Genomic DNA, 19,561 nt, shown 5'->3' with positions numbered 1-19,561 from the left:
GTGATGCCGAGCTCGTCGCGCAGTGCTGCGGCGAGCTGGTCACGCGTGCGCTCCTGCCCGTCCGAGCGCAGCCAGCCGACGAGCTCGTCGAGCTGGTCGTCGGAGTACGCGCCGATCGGGAGCCCCTTACGGACGTCGGGACGCTGTCGTGTCGGAACCGCGAGGACGAGTTGCAGCGGCGCCGATGCGGCCGGCGGCTCGGCGGACGACGGTGCAGCGGTCGCCGACGCGCCGGCCTCGGGCGCAGCGGCCGCAGGCGTAGCCGGCACGACCGGAGTCGGAGCCGATGCGAAGTGCGCAGTGCCGGCGACGTGCGGCTCCTCGGGAACCGCCGCGCGCTCGAGCGGCGCCTCGGCGTTGGCCGGGTCGACGGGCGCGAGGATCTCCATGACGCCGCCGTGCACCGAGGCCATCCGCACGGGTGCGGACGCAGGAGCGGCCGCCACCGGCGCGGAGGCCGTGTCCTCGCGAACCGGGTTCGTCGGCTCCGCGTCAGCCGTGGAGGCCGACGTCTCGCCCGACGTCGCGGCGGGCGGCGCACCGATGACCGTGATCGTCCCCGTGCTCGGGGCTCCACCCGTCGACGAGGCCGCGCCCGGCTCGCGCGTGGCCACGGCTGCCGGCGGGACCGCCACGACGTCGTCGATCGCCTCGGACTCGTCGGCGACCACGGGGACGCTCAGCGTCGGCGGGCGCGCGTCGCGAGGCTCAGCCGGGACGCGGGCGTGCACCGCGCGACGGATCCGGTCGACCTCGGCCTGCGGGTCGAGGAACGCGGCGGCGGACCACACGCGCACGACCGACCAGCCGAGGTCGGCGAGCCGGTCGGCGACCAGACGTTCGCGCACCCGGATGCTCGGCTCGGCGACGTAGGCCTCGTCGTCCGTGAGGACGGCGACGAGCATCTCGCCGGGCACGTCGGGGTGGCCGACGACCATCGGGATGCGCGTGCCACCGGGGATGCCGTAGTCGACGTCGACGACCAGGCCGTGCCGCCACAGGCGCTCGGCGAGGTCGAGGAGCAGGCGGTCGGGCTCGGGGGCGTCGGCGGCGGGGGCCTCGTCGACCGGGGTCTCATCGGAGGAGTCCTCGCCAGCGAGGGCGTCGGCGGCGGAAGCATCGGCGACGCTCGTGTCGGCCGAGCCGTCGACCGCGACGTCGACCAGCGGTGCGTCGGCAGGCGCAGGGTCGGCAGGCGCGGGGTCGGCCACAGCCGCCGAAGCGGGTGCGTCGTCGTCCACCGCGGAGGTCGCACCGGCCGCGCCATCAACCAGGTCGACCACCGCAGTGCCCGAGGTGTCACCGGCGGCGCCCGCGGGCGCCTCGGCTTCGGCGTCGTCGCCAGACCCGGCAAGCGCGGTCCCGTCGTCGGGCGTCGGAGCCTCGTCGTCCACGGACTCGGAGTCCGGCTCCTCGGCAGACGCCCCCACGGCCCGCGCGACGATCCCGTCGCTGACGATCCCGGTGAGCGAGCCCGCCTCGGCGACGAGCGCGTCGTCGTCCCAGTGCGCCCCCAGCTCGGTCCCGCCGGCCGCGCGCGACGCGGCGAACGCGAGCAGGTCGCGCAGCAGCCGCGGCCCGGGCCCGCGCAGGCGGGTGCTGTCGAGGTCGTCGGCCGCGAAGCACGAGACCACGGTGAGCCGGCGCGCGGTCGAGCCGAGCGCATCGAGCAGCAGGGCGTCGCCGCCGGGTGCGCTGACCGGGCCGAACGTGTGCAGCACACGGCGGTGGGGCGTGCGTCCGAGGCCGAGCGTGAGCACGACAGCGTCACGGCGCAGCCCGCCGACGTTCGTGAGGTCGGTGACCACGAACGGGTCGGTGCGACCCGAGTCGAAGAAGGCCGCCAGCGCGGGGTTGGTGCGGACCTCGGAGAGCACGGCCTCGCGGACCGCCTCGGCGTGGGCCGGGGTCACGGTCACGACGGCGAGCGACTCGTCGGCCCGCATGAGGGCGTGGTCGAGCACGATCTCGAGGACGCGGTCGACCTCGGCGGTCGTCGTCGCGACCATGCCGGACTCGCCGTCCGGCATGCCGGTGCCGTCGACGACCTCGACGTGCACGAGCGGCACCTGCTGGGGCAGCGGGAGCGCGCTGAGCACACCGTCGTAGCCGTGCTGCGCGAGGAACGCCGTCAGGTAGGGGTCGCGGCGCGAGGCGCGGGCGTGCAGCGCGACGCTCGGCAGGACGCCCGCTAGCTCGCGGACCGCGGAGCCCGAGGCGCAGCGCGCATCGCCGACGACGACGACCTGGCGGCCGCGCGCGACCGCGGCGAGCGCGACCTCGACGGGCAGGTGCGCGGCCGAGTCGACGAGGACGAGGTCGACCGTGCGCGAGGGCGGCAGCACCTGCGGCACGAGCATCGGGCTCGCCGCGATGACGGGCCGCAGGCGACGCGCGACGTCGGGGTGCCGGCCGAACGTGTCGCGCAGCGACGTGAGCCGCTCCTCGACGAGCTCGGCGAACAGGTCCTCCGCCTGGGCGCGGTGCTGGCGCAGGACCGTGCCCACGTGGGCGACCGCGCCCGCGAGGACCGGCCCGGACAGGCGGTCGACGTGCTCGCGGTCGAGCCGCACGTACTGCGCGGCCAGCGCGCCGAGCGCCGCACCGTCGTACCCGGCGAGCGTGGGCTCGGCCGTGAGGATCTGCTCGATGACCGTGCTCCACCAGGCCAGGTCGAGCTCGGCCACCGCGAGCGTCGGGTCCACGGACCGGTCGGCGAGGTCGTCGACCAGCGCGCCGAGGCCCGCGCCGCGCAGGCGGTGCAGCAGGCCGGTGCGGTCGGGCAGCGTCTCGAGCGCGGCGACGCCCGCACGCAGGCGGGTCAGCCGCTCGATGAGCGCCGGCAGCGCGAGGGTGCTCAGCGCGGCGCCGTCGGGCGTCCCCGCGAGCACCTCGTCGAGGGCGTCGAGGTCGACGCGGATCGCGGCGAACTCCTCCTCGATCTGCTCGAGGCCGTCGGGCAGGCGCGGCCAGCCGCCACCCGGGCAGTGCGCGTGCCAGATCTGCCGCTGCTCGGCGACCTCCAGCAGCGCGCCGTGCAGGTCCGCGACCGGGCGGCCCGGCCGCACCATGTCCTTGGCCTGCTTGCGCAGCCGACGACGCACCACGGCGCCCATCTCCACGCCGTGCTCGTCGCGCCACTGCGAGGTCGCGGTCGCCGCGACGAGGTCGGACGCGGTGCGCTCGAAGACGATCGGCTGGAACACGTCGAGCGCCGCGCGGACGCCGTCGAGCATCGTGAGCTGCTCGGCCCACGCCGCGAGGGTCGTCGCCCTGGTCAGCCCGGTCTCGTGCGCGACCTGCTCGGTGCGCTCGACGAGCATCGGGAGCGCGGAGTCGAGCAGGCGCTCGAGGCGGCGGACGGCCACGTCGGCGTCGGCACGGGTGCGCAGGTCGGCGCCGTACCAGGGGGTGTCGCCGGGCCGCACGCGGAACGCGCCGAGCTCGCCGACGCGCGTGAGCAGGGCGCCGAGCTCGTCGCGCTGGGTCGCGTCCAGCACGCGCGCGACGTCCGGCGCGAGGCGGACGGTCGTGCGCGGCGTCGGCCGCGTCGAGGTGAGCCGGGCCAGCTGCTGCAGGGCGTCGTAGGCGGAGACACCCCACGGCTCGCGTGGCGCGTGCAGGCCGACGACGTAGCCGCGCAGCTGCTCGCGGTGCGCGACGAGCTCGGAGCGCAGCGCGTGCAGGCCGTGCGGGTCGACGGCCGGCGCCTCGAGCGTCATCGCACCGAGCAGCCGTCGCGAGGCGACCGTGCGCCAGCCGGCCTCGGGCGCGACGTCGAGGACGAGGTCGCCCAGGCCGAGGTGCTCGAGCCGCTCGACGAGGGCCGTCGCGGACCGCCGGTGGCCGGGGACGTACAAGACGGTGCGTCCCGACGCGGCGGCGTCGGCGACCAGGGCCGCGAGGGTGCCGGTCACGTCCGAGCCGGTCGGCGCGTCGACGAACAGGTGCGTGCCGGTCGCGACGACGTCGAGGACGTGCTGCTGGGCCGGGTCGAGGTCGCCGACGCCGCGCTCCAGGGCGGGGTCGCGGTCGCCGACGACGGGAGCGGGCAGCGCGCGGCCGGCGAGCTGCTCGGCGTCGACGCCCGCGAGCGCGGCGATGACCTCGTGCCGGTCGAGGCTGCCGGCGAGCTGGTCGAGGTCGTCGACCAGTACCTGGCCGGGGTGCACGAACGCGCCGACGACGACGCGCTCCGCGAGCGCGAAGTCCTCGAGGACGGCCTCGCCCAGCGACGCGAGCCGCTGCAGGGCCGCGCGCGGGTCGAAGCCCGACGGCGTGAACGCGCCGCGGGCGACAGCACCGGGGTCGAGCAGCGCACCGCGCGAGCGCAGGGCCCGCGCCAGGACGGGGTTGACCTCGAGCGACGGCTCGAGGGCGAGCTCGTAGTCGGCCTCGCCCGAGCCGCGGGCGCGCAGGGTCACCGGGCGGAGCAGGACGGGGGCGCGGACCGTGCGCGGCGAGCGGTCGACGGGCTCGTCGTCGGCCCGCTGACGCTGGCGCGTGACCGACGCGAGCGCGCCGACGTCGTCCTGCGCGGAGTCGGCAGCGGTGCGCTCGGTCCAGGTCGCGACGCCGATGGCCAGCGACGTGGGGGCGATGCCGTACTGCTGCGCGTAGGAGGCCGAGCGGGCGCTGACCGCGCGAGCGCGTCGTCGGGCCGTCGAGAGCGCCGAGCCCTCGCGCACGAGGTTGGACAGGCGGGTCTCGCGCCCGGCGAACAGCTGCGCCATGCCCGACGGGTGCGCTGCCGAGAGGTCGAGCGCGGCCTCGCCGAGCAGCTCGACGTCCGCCAGCGTGGATCCGCCCGCGGCCTCGACCAGCGCGGCGCGCCACGTGGCGACGGCACCCTCGACGAGCTCGTCGGCAGACGGGGGCTCGACGAGGACGACGGCAGGGTTGTCGGTGACGGGAGCGTGCACCTGGCCCGGTGTGGCTCCCGTGCCGGGCGCGCGCGCAGGAACGGTCACTCGTCGACGGTAACCGCGGGCCGTCCGCCAGCCGCGCAGACACTCCCGCACGCCGCGACTTCCCGCCCCGATCCGCGCCGATCCGCCCAGATCCGCGTTCATCACGGGGATTGCGGATCGTCACGGGGCTTGCAACCACCGTGCAGATGCGCAATCCCCGTGACGACGCCGGCGCGCAACGCGCGGGGCGAGTGCCGGCCGGTATCGGGTAGCCGCGCGGGAGGCCTTGCGGGGCGCGGGCGGCGGATCGGGCGGGCAGCGGAGCTCGGTGCCGGGGACGCACGAAGGGCGGGACCGCGTGGTCCCGCCCTTCGGAAGTAGACGACGGTGCGCACCGCGCAGGGGGCAGGCGATGCGCACCGTCAGGTGTGAGTCTGCGCCACCGAAGGCCTTCTGGTCAAACGTCCAACGCACCCGACCGGGTGATTCTGCGGACCTCCGAGCAACCTGTGAATCACCTGTCAGGACCGCCGGACGAGGTGCGGTGCTGGACCGCTCCAGATCGCCACCCGGCGGCCAGGCCCGCCGCGCCTGTGACCAGCAGGTTCACCCGTTCGGGTGCCGAAATGGTGCCCCGGGCAGCGGCGTGCTCGCGGCCTCGGGCACGCGGCGATGTCGGACTCGTCCGATCGGGCCCACGGCTTCATCCACCCGCCGGTTGCGCGTCACCCACGCGATGCCTGGACGTCGGCTGCGCGCGGGACCGTCTGTCCGGCCGCACGGAGCGGACCGCCGCTCGAGCGTGCTCGTGGGCGGCGCACCGGTCGACCACCCCACGACCCAGCACGCACGCACCCGAACCGGACGGAGATCATGAGCGCGACGATCGAGGCGCCGCGCACGATCCCGCCGGCTGCCCCCGACGAGCCGGACGTGCCGCGCAGGCTCGGCACCCGTCGGTCGGCGAGCGACAAGGCGTTCCGCGCAGTCCTGCTCACCAGCGGTGCCGCGGTGCTCGCGATCATGGGCTTCGTCGGCGCGTTCCTGCTGCTGCGCGCGTGGGACGCCCTGAGCCAGGCGGGCTGGAGCTTCCTGACCACGCAGGCGTGGGAGCCGGACTCGGGCAACTTCGGCATCGCGGCGATCCTGGTCGGCACGATCCTCATCGCCACGGTCGCGGTCGTCGTGGCCGTGCCGCTCGCGCTGGGCGTCGCGCTCTACATCAGCGAGTACGCGCCGACGAGGATCAAGCAGAGCCTGGTCAGCATCGTCGACCTCATGGCCGCCATCCCCTCGGTCGTCTTCGGGCTGTGGGGCTTCTTCTTCCTGCAGGGCCGGATCACGGACCTGGCGCGGTGGCTGTCGACGACGTTCGGCTGGTTCCCGCCGTTCCAGGTGCCCGGCTCGGACCCGAGCGACCCGCTCGCGACCGCCACGGTCTACACGTCCTCGACGTTCATCGCCGGCCTGGTCGTCGCGATGATGATCGCGCCGGTCGTCGCCTCGATCATGCGCGAGGTCTTCACGCAGGCGCCGGTCGGCGAGCGGGAGGGCGCGCTCGCGCTGGGCTCGACCCGCTGGGGCATGATCCGCCGCGTCGTCCTGCCCTACGGCAAGGGCGGCATCATCGGCGGCACGATGCTCGGCCTGGGCCGCGCGCTCGGCGAGACGATCGCCGTCTACATGATCATCTCGCCGGTGTTCGCGATCCAGTGGCACGTGCTGGCGAACGGCGGCAGCTCGGTGTCCTCGCTCATCGCGCTGCGGTACGGCGAGTCGACACCGTTCGGGATGTCCGCCCTGATGGCGGCCGGGCTCGCGCTGTTCCTCATGACGCTGGTCATCAACTTCGCGGCCTCGTCGGTCGTGGCCCGGTCCCGGTCGGGGGCGAGCAGCTGATGACGACCATGGCCCCCGCGCGCACCGAGGTCCGCCGCCAGCTCACCGGCGTCCGGGTCTCCGACCTGCTCAACCTGTGCGGCGCGGGAGCGGCGGCGATCGCGCTGACCGCCCTGCTCAGCAGCCAGCTCGCACCGATCACCAGCCCGCTCGGGTTCGTCGCGGTGGCCACGGCGGTCTTCCTGGCGCTGTACGCCCTGCTCGTCTCGCTCACCGAGCGCGGGGTCGCCGTGCGCGACCGCCTCGTGACCGTCGTCGTGCACGGCCTGGCCTTCACGCTGCTCGCGGTGCTCGTGTTCATCGTGGTGTTCACGTTCGCGCGTGGCGCGAGCGCGCTGCCGCACCTGAACTTCTTCACCGACGACATGGCGATGGCCGGCCCGCTCGACCCGCTCGACGTGGGCGGCATCGCGCACGCGATCGTCGGCACGCTCATCCAGATCAGCATCGCGCTGGCCATCACGATCCCGCTGGGCCTGCTCACCGCGGTGTTCCTCAGCGAGATGCCCGGCCGGTTCGCGCGCCTGGTGCGCACCGTCGTCGAGGCCATGACCGCGCTGCCGTCGATCGTCGCCGGCCTGTTCGTCTACGCGACCCTGATCCTGGCGCTCGGCGTCCCCAAGTCCGGCCTCGCCGCGGCCACCGCGATCAGCATCATGATGCTGCCGATCATGGTCCGGTCCTCCGACGTGGTCCTGCGCCTGGTGCCGGGCACGCTCAAGGAGGCGTCCTACGCCCTCGGTGCCGGGCAGCTCCGCACGGTCTGGCAGGTCGTCCTGCCGACGACGCGTTCGGGGCTGACCACCGCCGTCATCCTGGCCACGGCCCGCGGCATCGGCGAGACCTCGCCCGTGCTGCTGACCTCGGGCTTCACGGCCGCGATGAACACGAACCCCACGCAGGGCCCGATGGTCAGCCTGCCGCTCGCGATCTTCCAGTTCGTGAAGTCGCCCGAGCCGACGATGGTCGCGCGCGGGTTCGGCACCGCCGCCGTGCTCATGCTGCTCGTGCTGACCCTGTTCGTCGTCGCGCGCGTCGTCGGCGGCAGCAACCCGCTGAAGAAGGACGCCCGACGACGGGCCCGCGAGCAGCAGCGCCGCGCCCGAGCCGACCATCGCGCCCGCCGAGCGAAGCGCACGTCCCGCCCCGCACGCACCGACCAGCCCGTCCCCCAGGAGCAGTCATGAGACGCGCCCTCGCCCCTTTCATCGCTGCGATCCTCCTGCTGAGCGCGGGCGCCGGACCCGCAGCGGCCGACTCGTTCGTCCCCGTCAACGGCGCGGGCTCCTCGTGGAGCTCGAACGCCGTCGACCAGTGGCGCCGCAACGTCGAGCAGTACGGCATGCGGATCAACTACGCGAGCACCGGCTCGTCCGACGGCCGCAACCAGTTCAAGGCCGGCACGGTCGACTTCGCGATCACCGAGATCCCCTACGGGCTCAAGGACGGCGGCGTCGTCGACACCCCGCCGAGCCGCGGCTTCGTCTACATGCCGATCGTCGCGGGCGGCACGGCGTTCATGTACAACCTGTCGGTCGGCGGCAAGCAGGTGACCAACCTGCGGCTCTCGGGCGACGTGGTGACCGGCATCTTCACCGGCACGATCACGAGCTGGGACGACCCCGCGATCGCGAAGGACAACCCGGGCCTCGCGCTGCCCAAGCGCAAGATCGTCCCGGTCGTCCGCTCCGACGGCTCGGGCTCGACCGCGCAGTTCACGACGTGGATGGCGGCCCGGCACGGCAAGGCGTGGGACACGTACTGCGCGGCGGCGGGCCGCTCGACCCCGTGCGGCGTCACGAGCTCCTACCCGACGATCCCCGGCAAGGGCTTCGTCGCGCAGCCCAACTCCCAGGGCGTCGCGGGCTACGTCGCCCAGCGCGGCAACGTCGGCACCATCACCTACGTCGAGTACTCCTACGCGCTCAAGACCGGCTACCCCGTGGCCAAGGTGCTCAACGAGGCCGGCTACTACGTCGAGCCGACGGCCTCGAACGTCGCGGTCGGCCTGCTCGGCGCCGAGATCAACACCGACGAGAAGTCCCCGAAGTACCTCACGCAGGACCTGTCCGGCGTCTACACGAACGGCGACAAGCGCACCTACCCGCTCTCGTCGTACAGCTACATCGTGGTCCCGACGAGCACGCAGAACGGGTTCACCGCCGCCAAGGGCCACACCCTCGGCGCGTTCGCGAGCTACTTCCTGTGCGAGGGCCAGCAGCAGGCGGAGGTGCTCGGCTACTCGCCGCTGCCGGTCAACCTGGTCCAGGCGGGCCTCGACCAGGTGGGCAAGATCCCCGGGGCCGACGACGCGAACGTGGACATCAAGAAGTGCAACAACCCGACGTTCTCGGCCGACGGCAGCAACACGCTCGCCAAGAACGCCCCGCAGCCGTCGGAGTGCGACAAGCAGGGCAACGACCAGTGCGACAAGCCGACCGGCGGCGCGGCGCCCCCGCCCGGCAGCAAGGGCGACACGACGGGCGGCGGCACGAAGACCCCGACCGGCACGAAGACGGACGGCGGCACGAAGGGCACGGGCGGCGGCACGACGGGCACCGGTGGCGACCCCGGCACGGGCGGTTCCACCGGCGACGGCACGACGCAGGGCACCGACGGGACCACGGACGGTGGCACGGGAACCGGCACCGGGACCGGGACGGGCGTGGCGGTCGCGGGCCCGAGCACGGGCGGCGGGCCGGTCGTCTGCTCCGACGACACCGGCCAGTGCACCAACGTGGTCTCGATGCCGATCGAGACCGAGGCACGCTCGTCGGGCAGCATCAGCCCGCTCGCGGTCGTCGCCGCGTGCCTGCTCCTCGTGGCCCTCGTCGTGATCCCCCCGCTCGTCTCGCGCGGCGCGCAGGCGCGCAAGGTCCGTCGGTGAACGGCGCACGCGTACGCCGCGCGGGCGCCTGGCTCACCGTCGTCGGCGTCACGGCGACGACGCTCGGCTCGGCCCTGCTCTTCGCCACGGGCAGCGCCGCCGCCGAGGCCGGGGACGACCCCGTCGTCGAGGCGGTCGAGGGCGGCTCGCAGGTGGTCCAGGCCTGGTCGGACCCGTCGCTCGTCGGCGAGCGCGACCGCAAGGACCCCGACTACGCGACCTTCGCCAAGCTCGAGGTCACCGTCAGCCAGACGCGCAACCTCTCGCACCAGGGCGTGACCGTCGACTGGAAGGGCGCGCGCCCCACGTCGACCGGCCGGTTCGCGACGGACTACCTGCAGGTCATGCAGTGCTGGGGCGACGAGGCGGACGGCCCGGAGCCCCAGCAGTGCCAGTGGGGAGCGCCCAACCCGAGCCTCAGCACGCTGCTCGGCGACCGCACCGGGCTGCGCTCGCTCAAGCGTGGCGAGGACCCGTTGCAGGCGTACGACGCGGCCCACCTGGTGCCGCCGCCGATCACCAACCCGAACCTCAAGGCCTACACGGTGCCGTTCACGCCCGTGACGGGCGGCTCGGTCACCGACGTGGCCGACTACTTCACCTCGACGTCGAGCAACGAGATCACCGCGGCACGCACGGGAGGCGACGGGACCGGCACGGCGAACATGGAGATCCAGACCTCTCTCGAGGCCCCGCACCTCGGCTGCGGCGAGACGCTCAAGAGCGGGTCGCCGCGCGCGTGCTGGCTCGTCGTCGTGCCGCGCGGGGAGACCGACGCCGACGGGAGCTTCGCGGAGGACTCGTCGACCGGCAGCATCTCGGGCTCGCCCCTGTCGGCGACCGCGTGGTCGCACCGCATGGTCTTCCCGCTGCAGTTCGCGGCCATCGGCTCGTCGTGCGCGCTGGGCAACGCCGAGCAGCGCCTCGTCGGCGACGAGCTGTTCTCCGACGCGATGACCTCGTGGCAGTCCGCGCTGTGCGGAACGGGCACCACGTACGGCTACTCCCAGATCGGCGACGGGGAGGCCCGCGCGCAGCTGCTCAGCTCGGTCACCGGTGCGTCCGGCCTCGCGGTGGTCAACCGCCCGCTCGCGCCCGAGAAGGAGCGGCCGATCGTCTACGCGCCCGTGAGCCAGACGTCGCTCGTCGTCGCGTACACGATCGACCGGCAGTACACGCTGGGCAGCACGCTCGCGAGCCGCGACGGCACGGCGGTCGAGGACCTCGTGCTCAACGCCCGCCTGGTGGCCAAGCTGCTCACGCAGTCCTACCGCGCCGACGTGCCCGGCGGCGGCTCCGTAAAGCCGCTGACCGACAATCCGCGCAGCATCGTCAACGACCCCGAATTCGTCGCGCTGAATCCCGAGATGGCGCAATTCGTGCACACCGCGGCGCCGGACGGTCTGATGGTCGGGCTGGGGACCTCCGATGCTTATGCCGAGGTGTGGCGATGGATCATTGCCGACCCCTTTGCGCGGTCATTTCTCGAGGGCGAGCCCGACGAGTACGGGATGCGCGTCAACCCCGTCTACGAAGAGCTCGACCTCACGCACGACGACACGCTCGACAGCTTCCCCAAGGCCGACCTGAGCACCTACCGGCAGGACGAGACCGTCCCCGCGCCCGGCTACGGCACGCTGGACCTGCGGCCGTACACGAACGACATGGCGGACGCGGCGGGCCGCACGCAGAAGGCGAACTCGGGCGCCAAGATCGTCTGGGACCTGAACAAGGTGCCGCCCGTGTTCAACACCTCGGGCGCGCAGCTGCCGGGCCAGCGGTTCTCGCTCGCCATCACCGACCTGGTCTCGGCGCAGCGTTTCGGCCTGCGCACCGCGCGGCTCGTGAACGCCGCGGGCCAGTCGCTCGCGGCGAGCGACGAGACGATGCAGAAGGCGGTCGACGCGATGGTCGACACCGCCGTGCCCGGCGTGGTCGCGACCGATCCGAGCGCGCGCGTCCGGGGCGCCTACCCGCTGACGCTGGTGAACTACGCGGGCGTCTCGGTGTGCTCCACCACTGCTGACCAGCGCAAGGACTACGCGGCGTTCCTCGACTACGCCGCCACGACCGGCCAGCGGGTCGGCGAGACCAAGGGCCTGCTCCCGCGCGGGTACCTGCCGCTCGAGGACGCGCAGGTCACGGCGACGACCGACGTCGCGGCCGGGCTGACCGACGAGGGCGCGATCGCGAAGACGTGCGGCACGGGCACCCCGAAGCCGACCGCGACGCCCACCGCGACCCCCACGCCAACACCGACGGCCACGACGCCGACGACGAACCCGACGAGCGACCCCGCGCCGGTGGCCCCGCCGGCCACCACCCCGGACACCCCGTCCCCGTCGGCCACCACGACGGCTCCCCCGGTCGACCCCGACACGGGCGAGGCGACCCCGGGCGAGCCCCGGCTCACCGGCGGCGGACCGCTCGGCGCGGCGCGTCTCGGCATCGCCGGCTCGGTCGGCCTCGGTGCCGCGTGCGCCGTCACCGGGCCGCTGCTCATGCGGCGCGGGCGCACGTTGGCGAGCCGCGAGGAAATGGGCGGATGGACGGGCGACTTCGTGTGACGAACGACCATCGTTTCCCTGTCCTTTGCTCAGCGTTGTCACAGCGTCCCTAGCATTCGGCCAGGCGCGGAATCGCGCCGATTCTCATGCCCATCCGCATTGCTCGGAGAGGAACAGTCAGATGAAGGTTTCTACCTTCGGAAAGTTCGGCCTGTGCGCCACAATGGCGGCACTCGCGCTCGGCACCGTCGTCGCGCCGGCCCAGGCGGACCCCACCGCCGGGACGTTCGGGACGCTCGTCGGCCTCGGCTCGGACACCACGCAGGCCGTCGTCGGCGGCCTCGCCACGTCGATCGGCGGCGGCGTGCTCGCCTCGTACGACGCGACCGGCAGCGGCACGGTCGTCACCCGCTCGGGCGGCGTCGCGATCCCCCGCGCCAACAACTCGGGCGGCGGGCGTGACCTGCTGCGCGTGGCCATCGGCCAGACCGAGACGGCCAACATCCCGGTCTTCAACTCCCCGACCGTCCCCGTGACGACCTCGGGCATCGCCGGCCAGGTCCAGTTCGCGCGCAGCTCGAGCGGCGCGGGCAGCGCCGACGTGGCCGACGACGGCGTGCTGACCTACATCCCCTTCGCGGTGGACGCGGTCTCCTACGCCACGGCCCCCGACAGCGTCATCCCGACCGACCTGACCAAGGCCCAGATCGTCTCGATCTTCAAGGGCGAGCTCACGCAGGTCATCGTCAACGGGGCGAGCACGCACCTCGAGGGCTCGACCTACGCGCCGGTCCCCGGCGACGTCGCCACCGCGATCACCACGTTCCTCCCGGCCGCCGGCTCGGGCACCCGCTCCTACTGGCTCGGTCAGATGGGCATCACGGAGGCGAACATCTCCGCGGGCACCTACCCGAACCTCAAGGACAAGGACTTCACGGGCGCTGCGGTGCAGGAGCACCAGGGCGGCTCGCTCGTCTCGGGCACCGCGACGCAGGACGCCGGCGCGATTGCGCCGTTCTCCATCGCGCAGTGGGTCGCGCAGGGCAACACCAAGACGCCCGACCTGCGCGCCGGCGTCCGCATCAACGCCGTGAACGGCCAGCTGGCCACGACGGGTTCCGCGGGCTCGTACGCGCTCAACCCGAGCTACAACGCGTTCACGCGCCCGGTCTACAACATCGTCCCGTCGATCCTCGCCGACGACCCGACGTCGGAGATCGCCAAGACCTTCGTCGGCTCGACGTCGCGGGTCTGCAAGGAGACCGGCACGATCACGGCGTTCGGCTTCGGTCTGCTCACGGGCGGCACGCAGTGCGGTGACACCACGACGCGCGCCTACAAGGCGTCGACGAGCGAGACCACGCTCGCGCTCTCGTCGGCCACGGTCGTCTCCGGCCAGAAGGTCACCGCGAACGTCACGGTCAGCTCGGTCGGCAACGGCGGCGGCACGGTCCGTCTGTACGACGGCACCACGCTGCTCGGCTCGGTCCCCGTCGCGACGGGCGCCACGTCCGGCTCGGCGCAGATCACGACCTCGTCGACCGGCTCGCTGAACGTCACGGGCACCTTCGTCCCGAGCCTGCTCGGCGTCGCGCCCTCGGTGTCCACCGCCCAGCCGCTGACCGTCACGCCCGTCCCGGTGGTCCCGGCCGTCGCCTCGTCGACCAAGGTCACCGCGAGCGCCAAGCCGGTCGTCGGCAAGTCCTTCACGGTCGCCGCGGCGGTCACCGCCACCAAGACCCCGGCCGGTTCGGTCGCGTTCTACGACGGCACCAAGAAGCTCGCCACGGTCAAGGTCACCTCGGCCAAGGCGTCGCTGTCCATCAAGGCCGCCAAGACCTCCTACGCGATCAAGGCCGTGTTCACGTCCTCGTCCGCCGCGGTCGTCAAGAGCAGCACGAGCGCCGTCCTGACGGTCAAGGTCGCGAAGGCCACCCCGAAGGTCTCCTTCACGGCTCCGACCAAGGTCGCCAAGGGCAAGTACGCGACCCTCAAGGTCACGGTCTCCGCCACGGGCGTCACGCCCACCGGCAAGGTCACGATCAAGGACGGGAAGAAGGTCATCAAGACCGTCGCGATCAAGGGCGGCAAGGCGACCGTCAAGCTGCCCAAGCTCAAGGCCGGCAAGCACAAGCTCGTCGTGACCTACACGGGCTCCACCACGGTCAACGCCAAGGCGTCGGCCGCGAAGACGGTCACGCAGGCCAAGTGACCCCGATGACCACGATGCCCAGCCTCGACGCGGCGATCCCGCCGGTAGCCCCCAGCGAGCGCGCTCGCCTGGTCGGCACCACGCTCGCGATCGTCGCCGCCCTCGCGCTGGGCATCGTGGTCAACGCCCTGGTCGTCTCGCCGCTGCGGTACGAGCGCGACCAGGACGTGGCCGGCTGGGCGTTCCGCGCCCAGCTGGCCAACGGCACGGCGCCGGTCGGCCAGGTCACGACAGCAGACCGTCTGCTCACCCCGGGCACGCCCGTGGCGATCGTCACGATCCCGCGGCTGGGTGTGGACGACGTGGTCCTCGAGGGCACGTCCTCGAAGGTCCTGCTGTCGGGGCCTGGTCACCGGCGCGACACCGTCCTGCCCGGTCAGGCGGGCCCCGTCGTCGTGATGGGCCGGCACGGCGCGTACGGCGGCGTCTTCGCCGGGCTCGACACGCTGCGCACGGGCGACGTCATCACGACCACCACGGGCCAGGGCACCGCGACGTACGCGGTGACCGGGCTGCGCCGCAGCGGCGACCCGCTGCCCGACTCCCTCGCCCCCGGCGCCGGTCGCCTCACCCTGGTGAGCGCCGACGGTCCGCGGTGGGCGCCCGACGACGTGCTGCGGGTCGACGCGGCCCTCGTCGGCGAGGCCTTCGAGACCCCCAACGCCGTGCTCTCGAGCACGCTCCTCGCGGACGACGAGGCCGCCTTCGCGGGCGACCCCGACGCGTGGCCCCTGCTGCTGCTCGCCCTCGCTGCCCTCGCCGGGTGCGCGGTCCTCGTCGCGGCGCTGCGGCGCTGGTGGGGGCGGTGGCAGGCGTGGATCGTCGGGGTCCCGCTCATCGCGCTGTGCGGTGCGCTGGTCGCCGAGCAGACGTTCGTCCTGCTCCCGAACCTCGTCTGACGGCCGGCCGATGCCTGCCGTTCACGATCCCGCCACCTTGGTGCGCCAGGGTTCGCACGTGAGCGTGGACTCCTTCGTCGCCCTGGCCCCCGAGGCACCGGCGCTGCCCGACGACCCGACCCAGATCCTGGCCCCCGTCCCCACCGAGGTGGCGCTGCCGGCCATGGAGGCCCGCGCGGTCTCGGCATGGTTCGGCACCCACAAGGTGCTCGAGCGCGTGTCGCTGTCGATGCCGGCCGGGCGCGTGACCGCGCTGATCGGCCCGTCGGGCTGCGGCAAGTCGACCTTCCTGCGCATCCTCAACCGCATGCACGAGCTGATCCCGTCGGCCGCGCTGGCCGGCGAGGTGCTGCTCGACGGGCAGGACATCTACGACCCCGTGCGCCGCGTGACCGACGCGCGGCGCAGCATCGGGATGGTCTTCCAGAAGCCCAACCCGTTCCCCGCGATGTCGATCCAGGACAACGTGACCGCGGGCCTGTCGCTCACGGGCGTGCGGATCGGCACCTCCGAGCGCGCCTCGCTCGTGGAGGAGTGCCTCACGCGCGCCGGCCTGTGGAACGAGGTCAAGGACCGCCTCCCGGCACCGGGCGGCGGCCTGTCCGGCGGCCAGCAGCAGCGCCTGTGCATCGCGCGCTCGCTGGCCGTGCGCCCGAAGGTGCTGCTCATGGACGAGCCCTGCTCGGCCCTGGACCCGACGTCCACGCGCCGCGTCGAGGAGACGATCCAGGCGCTGGCCGGCGAGGTCACGATCGTCATCGTCACGCACAACATGCAGCAGGCCGCGCGCGTCTCGGACCAGTGCGCGTTCTTCCTCGCGGAGCAGGGCGTGCCGGGCGGGATCGTGGAGCACGGCGCGACGGCGCAGATGTTCGGCTCACCGCGCGACTCGCGCACCGAGGACTACGTCAACGGGCGCTTCGGCTGATCGCCGCTGGCCGATGACGAGCCCGGCGAGGACGACGACGAGCCCGAGCACCTGGACGGCCGTGAGCGACTCGCCGCCCAGCGCGGTGCCGAGCACGACGCCCGTCACGGGGTTCAGCAGGCCGACGAGCCCGACCGCCCCGGCGGGCAGGTGCGCGAGCCCGGTGAACCAGGCGACGTAGGCGATCGCGGTCGCGACGACGGCCACGTAGGCGAACCCGAGCACCGCCGTCCCGTCGACCGGAGGGGGCCCACCCTCGACGAGCAGCGCGGCGGGCAGCACGCACAACCCACCCGCGACGAGCTGCCACGCGGTGCCCGCGACGACGTCCTGCGGCCGGCCCCACCGCTTGGTCAGCGCGAACCCCGCGGCGGACATGACCATCGCCGCGACGCTCGCCCCGATGCCGCGCCAGTCCGCTCCCGCGCCGCCCGCACCCACCATGAGCGCGACGCCGACGATGCCGACGAGCGCCCCCGTCACGCGCTGCGCGCTGGGCCGCTCCGCGAGTAGCCCCCACGCGAACAGCATCATCACGATCGGGGACAGGCTCATGAGGGTCGCCGCGAGGCTCGTCGGCAGCAGCTGCCCCGCCGCGTAGACCAGCACGAAGAAGGCGCCCATGTTGAGCGTCCCGAGCACGAGCGACTTCCACCACCACGCGCCGCGCGGCAGGCGGCGGACGACGAGCAGGAGCAGGAGCCCCGCGGGCAGCGCGCGCAGCACCGCGCCCCACAGCGGGGCGTCGGGCGGCAGCGCGTGCCGTGTCACGTAGTAGGTCGAGCCCCAGGCGATCGGCGCGATCGCCGTGACCGCCAGCCACTTTTTATCTTCCACGTCAACTAACTTATCTTCCGCAGAAGGTATTCTCCAGCCCATGACCGATCGCGTGGCCCAGATCCAGGCCGAGTGGCGCCGCGAGCGCCCCGACCTCGACACCTCGCCGCAGGGCCTCGTCGGGCGGCTGCACCGCCTCGCGAACCACCTGACCGAGGAGATCGTCGCGGTCTACGCGCGGCACGGGCTGAGCGAGGGCGAGTTCGACGTGCTCGCCGCGCTGCGCCGGGCGGGCGCGCCCTACGAGCGAGCCGCAGGCGACCTCGCGTCGCACACGATGGTCACCACCGGCGCGATCACCAAGCGCGTGGACCGGCTGGTGGCCGCGGGGCTCGTCGAGCGGCGGCGGGCCGACGACGACGGGCGCGGGCGGCGCATCGCGCTGACACCCGCCGGGCTCGTGCTGATCGACGCGGCGTTCGCGGAGCACATGGCGAACGAGCAGCGGCTCGTGTCGGTGCTCACCCCGGCGGACCGGGAGCTGCTCGAGCCGTTGCTGACGCGGTGGCTCGGGGCGTTCGAGGCTCCGCCCCTCAGTCCTTCGCGTCCGCGTACGAGCGCGCCGACGCCAGGCTGACCGGGAAGTCCACCGGGAAGTCGCCGAACAGCAGGCGCCCCGCTGCCGCCGCCGCGTCGCGGACCTGTGCGGACACCTCGTCGGCCAGCTCCTGCGGGGCGTGGATGACGAGCTCGTCGTGCAGGAAGTAGACGAGGTGGGGTCGTCGGGCGAACGGCTCGGGTGCCCTGCCCGCGTCGCCCTGCTCCCCCAGCGCCCACAGCCGGCGCCGCACCTCGGCGATCCAGCACAGCGCCCACTCGGCGGCCGTGCCCTGCACGACGAAGTTCCGCGTGAACCGCCCCCACGCCCGGGTCTGGGCGCGGGCGCGCGACTGGGCGCTCGCGCCGGCTTCGTCGTCGAGCGCATCGGCCTGGACCTGGTTCCACTGCGCGCCGGGCAGCGGGGAGCTGCGGCCGAGCAGGGTGCTGACCACCTCGCCGCGCTCGCCGGCGCGCGCCGCGGTCTCGACGTGCGCCATGGCCAGGGGGAACGCGCGGTTGATCCGCGGCAGCACTGCGGCGCTCTGGCCCGTCGTGCCGCCGTAGAGGGCGCCGAGCATCCCGAGCTTGGCGTGGTCGCGGGAGCCGACGACGCCCGCGTCGACCATGCCCTGGTAGAGGTCGCGGCCGCGGCCGGCCTCCGCCATGCGCTCGTCGTGAGACAGGCCCGCGAGCACGCGCGGCTCGAGCTGCGCGGCGTCGGCGACGACCAGGCACCATCCCTCGTCGGCCCGGACCGCACGGCGGATCGACTTCGGCAGCTGCAGCGCTCCCCCGCCGCTCGACCCCCACCGGCCGGTGACCACCCCGCCGACCACGTACTCGGGCCGGAACCGGCCGTCGGGCACCCAGCGGTCGAGCCACGCCCAGCCGTTGGCGGAGTGCAGGCGGGACAGCTTCTTGTAGGCGAGCAGCGGCGCGACGGCCGGGTGGTCGAGGCCGATCAGCTCCCACTTGCTGGTCGAGGTGACGGGCAGCCCGTTGCGGCGCAGCTCGCGCAGCACGTCGGGGAGCGAGTCGGGGTTGAGGCGCGGGGCACCGAGCTCGGTGCGGACCTGCTCGGCGAGCTCGGCCATCCGCGGGGGCCGGGCGTCGCCGGTCGGGCGCGGGCCGAGCTGTTCGGCGAGGACCTCGTCGTGCACCCGGCGGTCCCACGGCAGGCCCGTGTGCCGCATCTCGGCCGCCGCCAGCGCGCCCGCGGACTCCGCGACGAGCAGCAGCCGGAGTCTTGGGTGGTCCGCGACGGCCTCGTCCTGGGCGCCGATCTCGGCGAGCAGCGCGTCCTCGTCGGGCCGCTCCTGCGGGGTCGCGACGTCGAACAGCGACTCGACCCGGTCGGGCTCGGCGGCGCCGGCCGCGTCGAACGGGCCGCTCGGCGTGGTCGCCAGCCGCGAGCCCGCCGTCGCCGCCGCACCCCGCAGCAGCCGGTGCGCGAGCCGCAGGTCGAGGCACCGCTCGACGCGCACGCCGTCGGCCAGCAGCCGGGGGTACCACCGCCCGGTGTCGTCCCACACCCACCGCACGGCCTTCTCGGTCCCGACGACGCCCCGCGCCGCGGCCTCGGGCGGCACCTCGCCCACCCGCGCCTGGTCGCCCCCCTCACCGGGCGCGGCGGCACCTCCGGGCGCGACGACCATCAACACCCCCACACCCTCCCCCACCCCACCCACATCCACCCCACCGACGCGACCCCAACGCGAACCCGCCCCGCGCCCGCGCCCACCCGCGGCCGCCGAGCGCGGGTCAGGCGGACCCAGCGCGCGTGGCGCGCCACCCGCTCCCGCGTCGCACCACCCGCGCTCGGCGAGGACGGCGGGCCGGCGGCGGCCGGGGCTGGCAGGCGGGCGGGCCCGTCAGGTCGCCGATTCCGCATCAGGTCGCCGATGGCAACCGGCGACATGGTGCGGAATCGGCGAACTGACGG

11 protein-coding genes are annotated in these 19,561 nt (G+C 73.9%); 8 read left to right on the top strand and 3 right to left on the bottom strand.

The window, feature by feature from the left end:
* Window positions 1-4,970 (bottom strand): hypothetical protein (locus D1825_RS06950; protein ID WP_233549681.1); only part of this gene is annotated, 4,970 nt, incomplete at its 3' end.
* Between the two features lie 813 nt (window positions 4,971-5,783).
* Between D1825_RS06950 and pstC the strand changes: the two genes are divergently transcribed.
* The 7 genes from pstC to D1825_RS06915 all read left to right on the top strand — a co-directional run bounded on the left by pstC (window position 5,784) and on the right by D1825_RS06915 (window position 16,242).
* The gene (gene pstC / locus D1825_RS06945) at window positions 5,784-6,809 is read left to right on the top strand and encodes a phosphate ABC transporter permease subunit PstC (protein ID WP_118766712.1); all 1,026 of its coding nucleotides are present in this window, start codon (window positions 5,784-5,786) and stop codon (window positions 6,807-6,809) included.
* Window positions 6,809-7,996, top strand: a complete 1,188-nt coding sequence (gene pstA, locus D1825_RS06940) for a phosphate ABC transporter permease PstA (protein WP_199721527.1) — start codon at window positions 6,809-6,811, stop codon at window positions 7,994-7,996. The genes pstC and pstA overlap by 1 nt, the downstream gene beginning before the upstream one ends.
* The gene (locus D1825_RS06935) at window positions 7,993-9,696 is read left to right on the top strand and encodes a phosphate ABC transporter substrate-binding protein PstS (protein WP_118766711.1); all 1,704 of its coding nucleotides are present in this window, start codon (window positions 7,993-7,995) and stop codon (window positions 9,694-9,696) included. Before pstA ends, D1825_RS06935 begins: the two co-directional genes overlap by 4 nt.
* The gene (locus tag D1825_RS06930; RefSeq protein WP_118766710.1) at window positions 9,693-12,263 is read left to right on the top strand and encodes a hypothetical protein; all 2,571 of its coding nucleotides are present in this window, start codon (window positions 9,693-9,695) and stop codon (window positions 12,261-12,263) included. Before D1825_RS06935 ends, D1825_RS06930 begins: the two co-directional genes overlap by 4 nt.
* 121 nt (window positions 12,264-12,384) lie before the next feature.
* Window positions 12,385-14,415: an Ig-like domain repeat protein gene (locus tag D1825_RS06925; protein ID WP_138067516.1), complete on the top strand. Its 2,031-nt coding sequence runs from the start codon at window positions 12,385-12,387 to the stop codon at window positions 14,413-14,415.
* 5 nt (window positions 14,416-14,420) lie between these two features.
* Window positions 14,421-15,314, top strand: a complete 894-nt coding sequence (locus D1825_RS06920) for a sortase (RefSeq protein ID WP_118766713.1) — start codon at window positions 14,421-14,423, stop codon at window positions 15,312-15,314.
* Window positions 15,315-15,477: 163 nt separating this feature from the next.
* Complete coding sequence (locus tag D1825_RS06915; protein ID WP_199721528.1) at window positions 15,478-16,242, top strand: phosphate ABC transporter ATP-binding protein; 765 nt, start codon at window positions 15,478-15,480, stop codon at window positions 16,240-16,242.
* Here D1825_RS06915 and D1825_RS06910 read toward each other — a convergent pair.
* Window positions 16,192-17,079 carry a DMT family transporter gene (locus tag D1825_RS06910; protein ID WP_233549680.1) on the bottom strand — a complete coding sequence of 296 codons (888 nt, stop codon included), beginning with the start codon at window positions 17,077-17,079 and terminating at the stop codon, window positions 16,192-16,194. The two genes, D1825_RS06915 and D1825_RS06910, sit on opposite strands and share 51 nt — an antisense overlap.
* A 40-nt stretch (window positions 17,080-17,119) precedes the next feature.
* Here D1825_RS06910 and D1825_RS06905 point away from each other — a divergent pair, with 40 nt between their 5' ends.
* Window positions 17,120-17,656 carry a MarR family winged helix-turn-helix transcriptional regulator gene (locus tag D1825_RS06905; protein ID WP_118766706.1) on the top strand — a complete coding sequence of 179 codons (537 nt, stop codon included), beginning with the start codon at window positions 17,120-17,122 and terminating at the stop codon, window positions 17,654-17,656.
* Here D1825_RS06905 and D1825_RS06900 read toward each other — a convergent pair.
* Window positions 17,613-19,274, bottom strand: coding sequence for a bifunctional 3'-5' exonuclease/DNA polymerase (locus tag D1825_RS06900; protein WP_118766705.1), 1,662 nt, complete (start codon window positions 19,272-19,274; stop codon window positions 17,613-17,615). The genes D1825_RS06905 and D1825_RS06900 overlap by 44 nt on opposite strands.
* Between the last annotated feature and the right edge of the window lie 287 nt (window positions 19,275-19,561).

The sequence above is a fragment of the Cellulomonas rhizosphaerae genome, assembly GCF_003470205.1.
Lineage (GTDB): Bacteria > Actinomycetota > Actinomycetes > Actinomycetales > Cellulomonadaceae > Cellulomonas > Cellulomonas rhizosphaerae.
The sequence above is the reverse complement of the archived record's forward strand: the minus strand, read 5'-3'. Positions and strand labels throughout refer to the sequence as shown.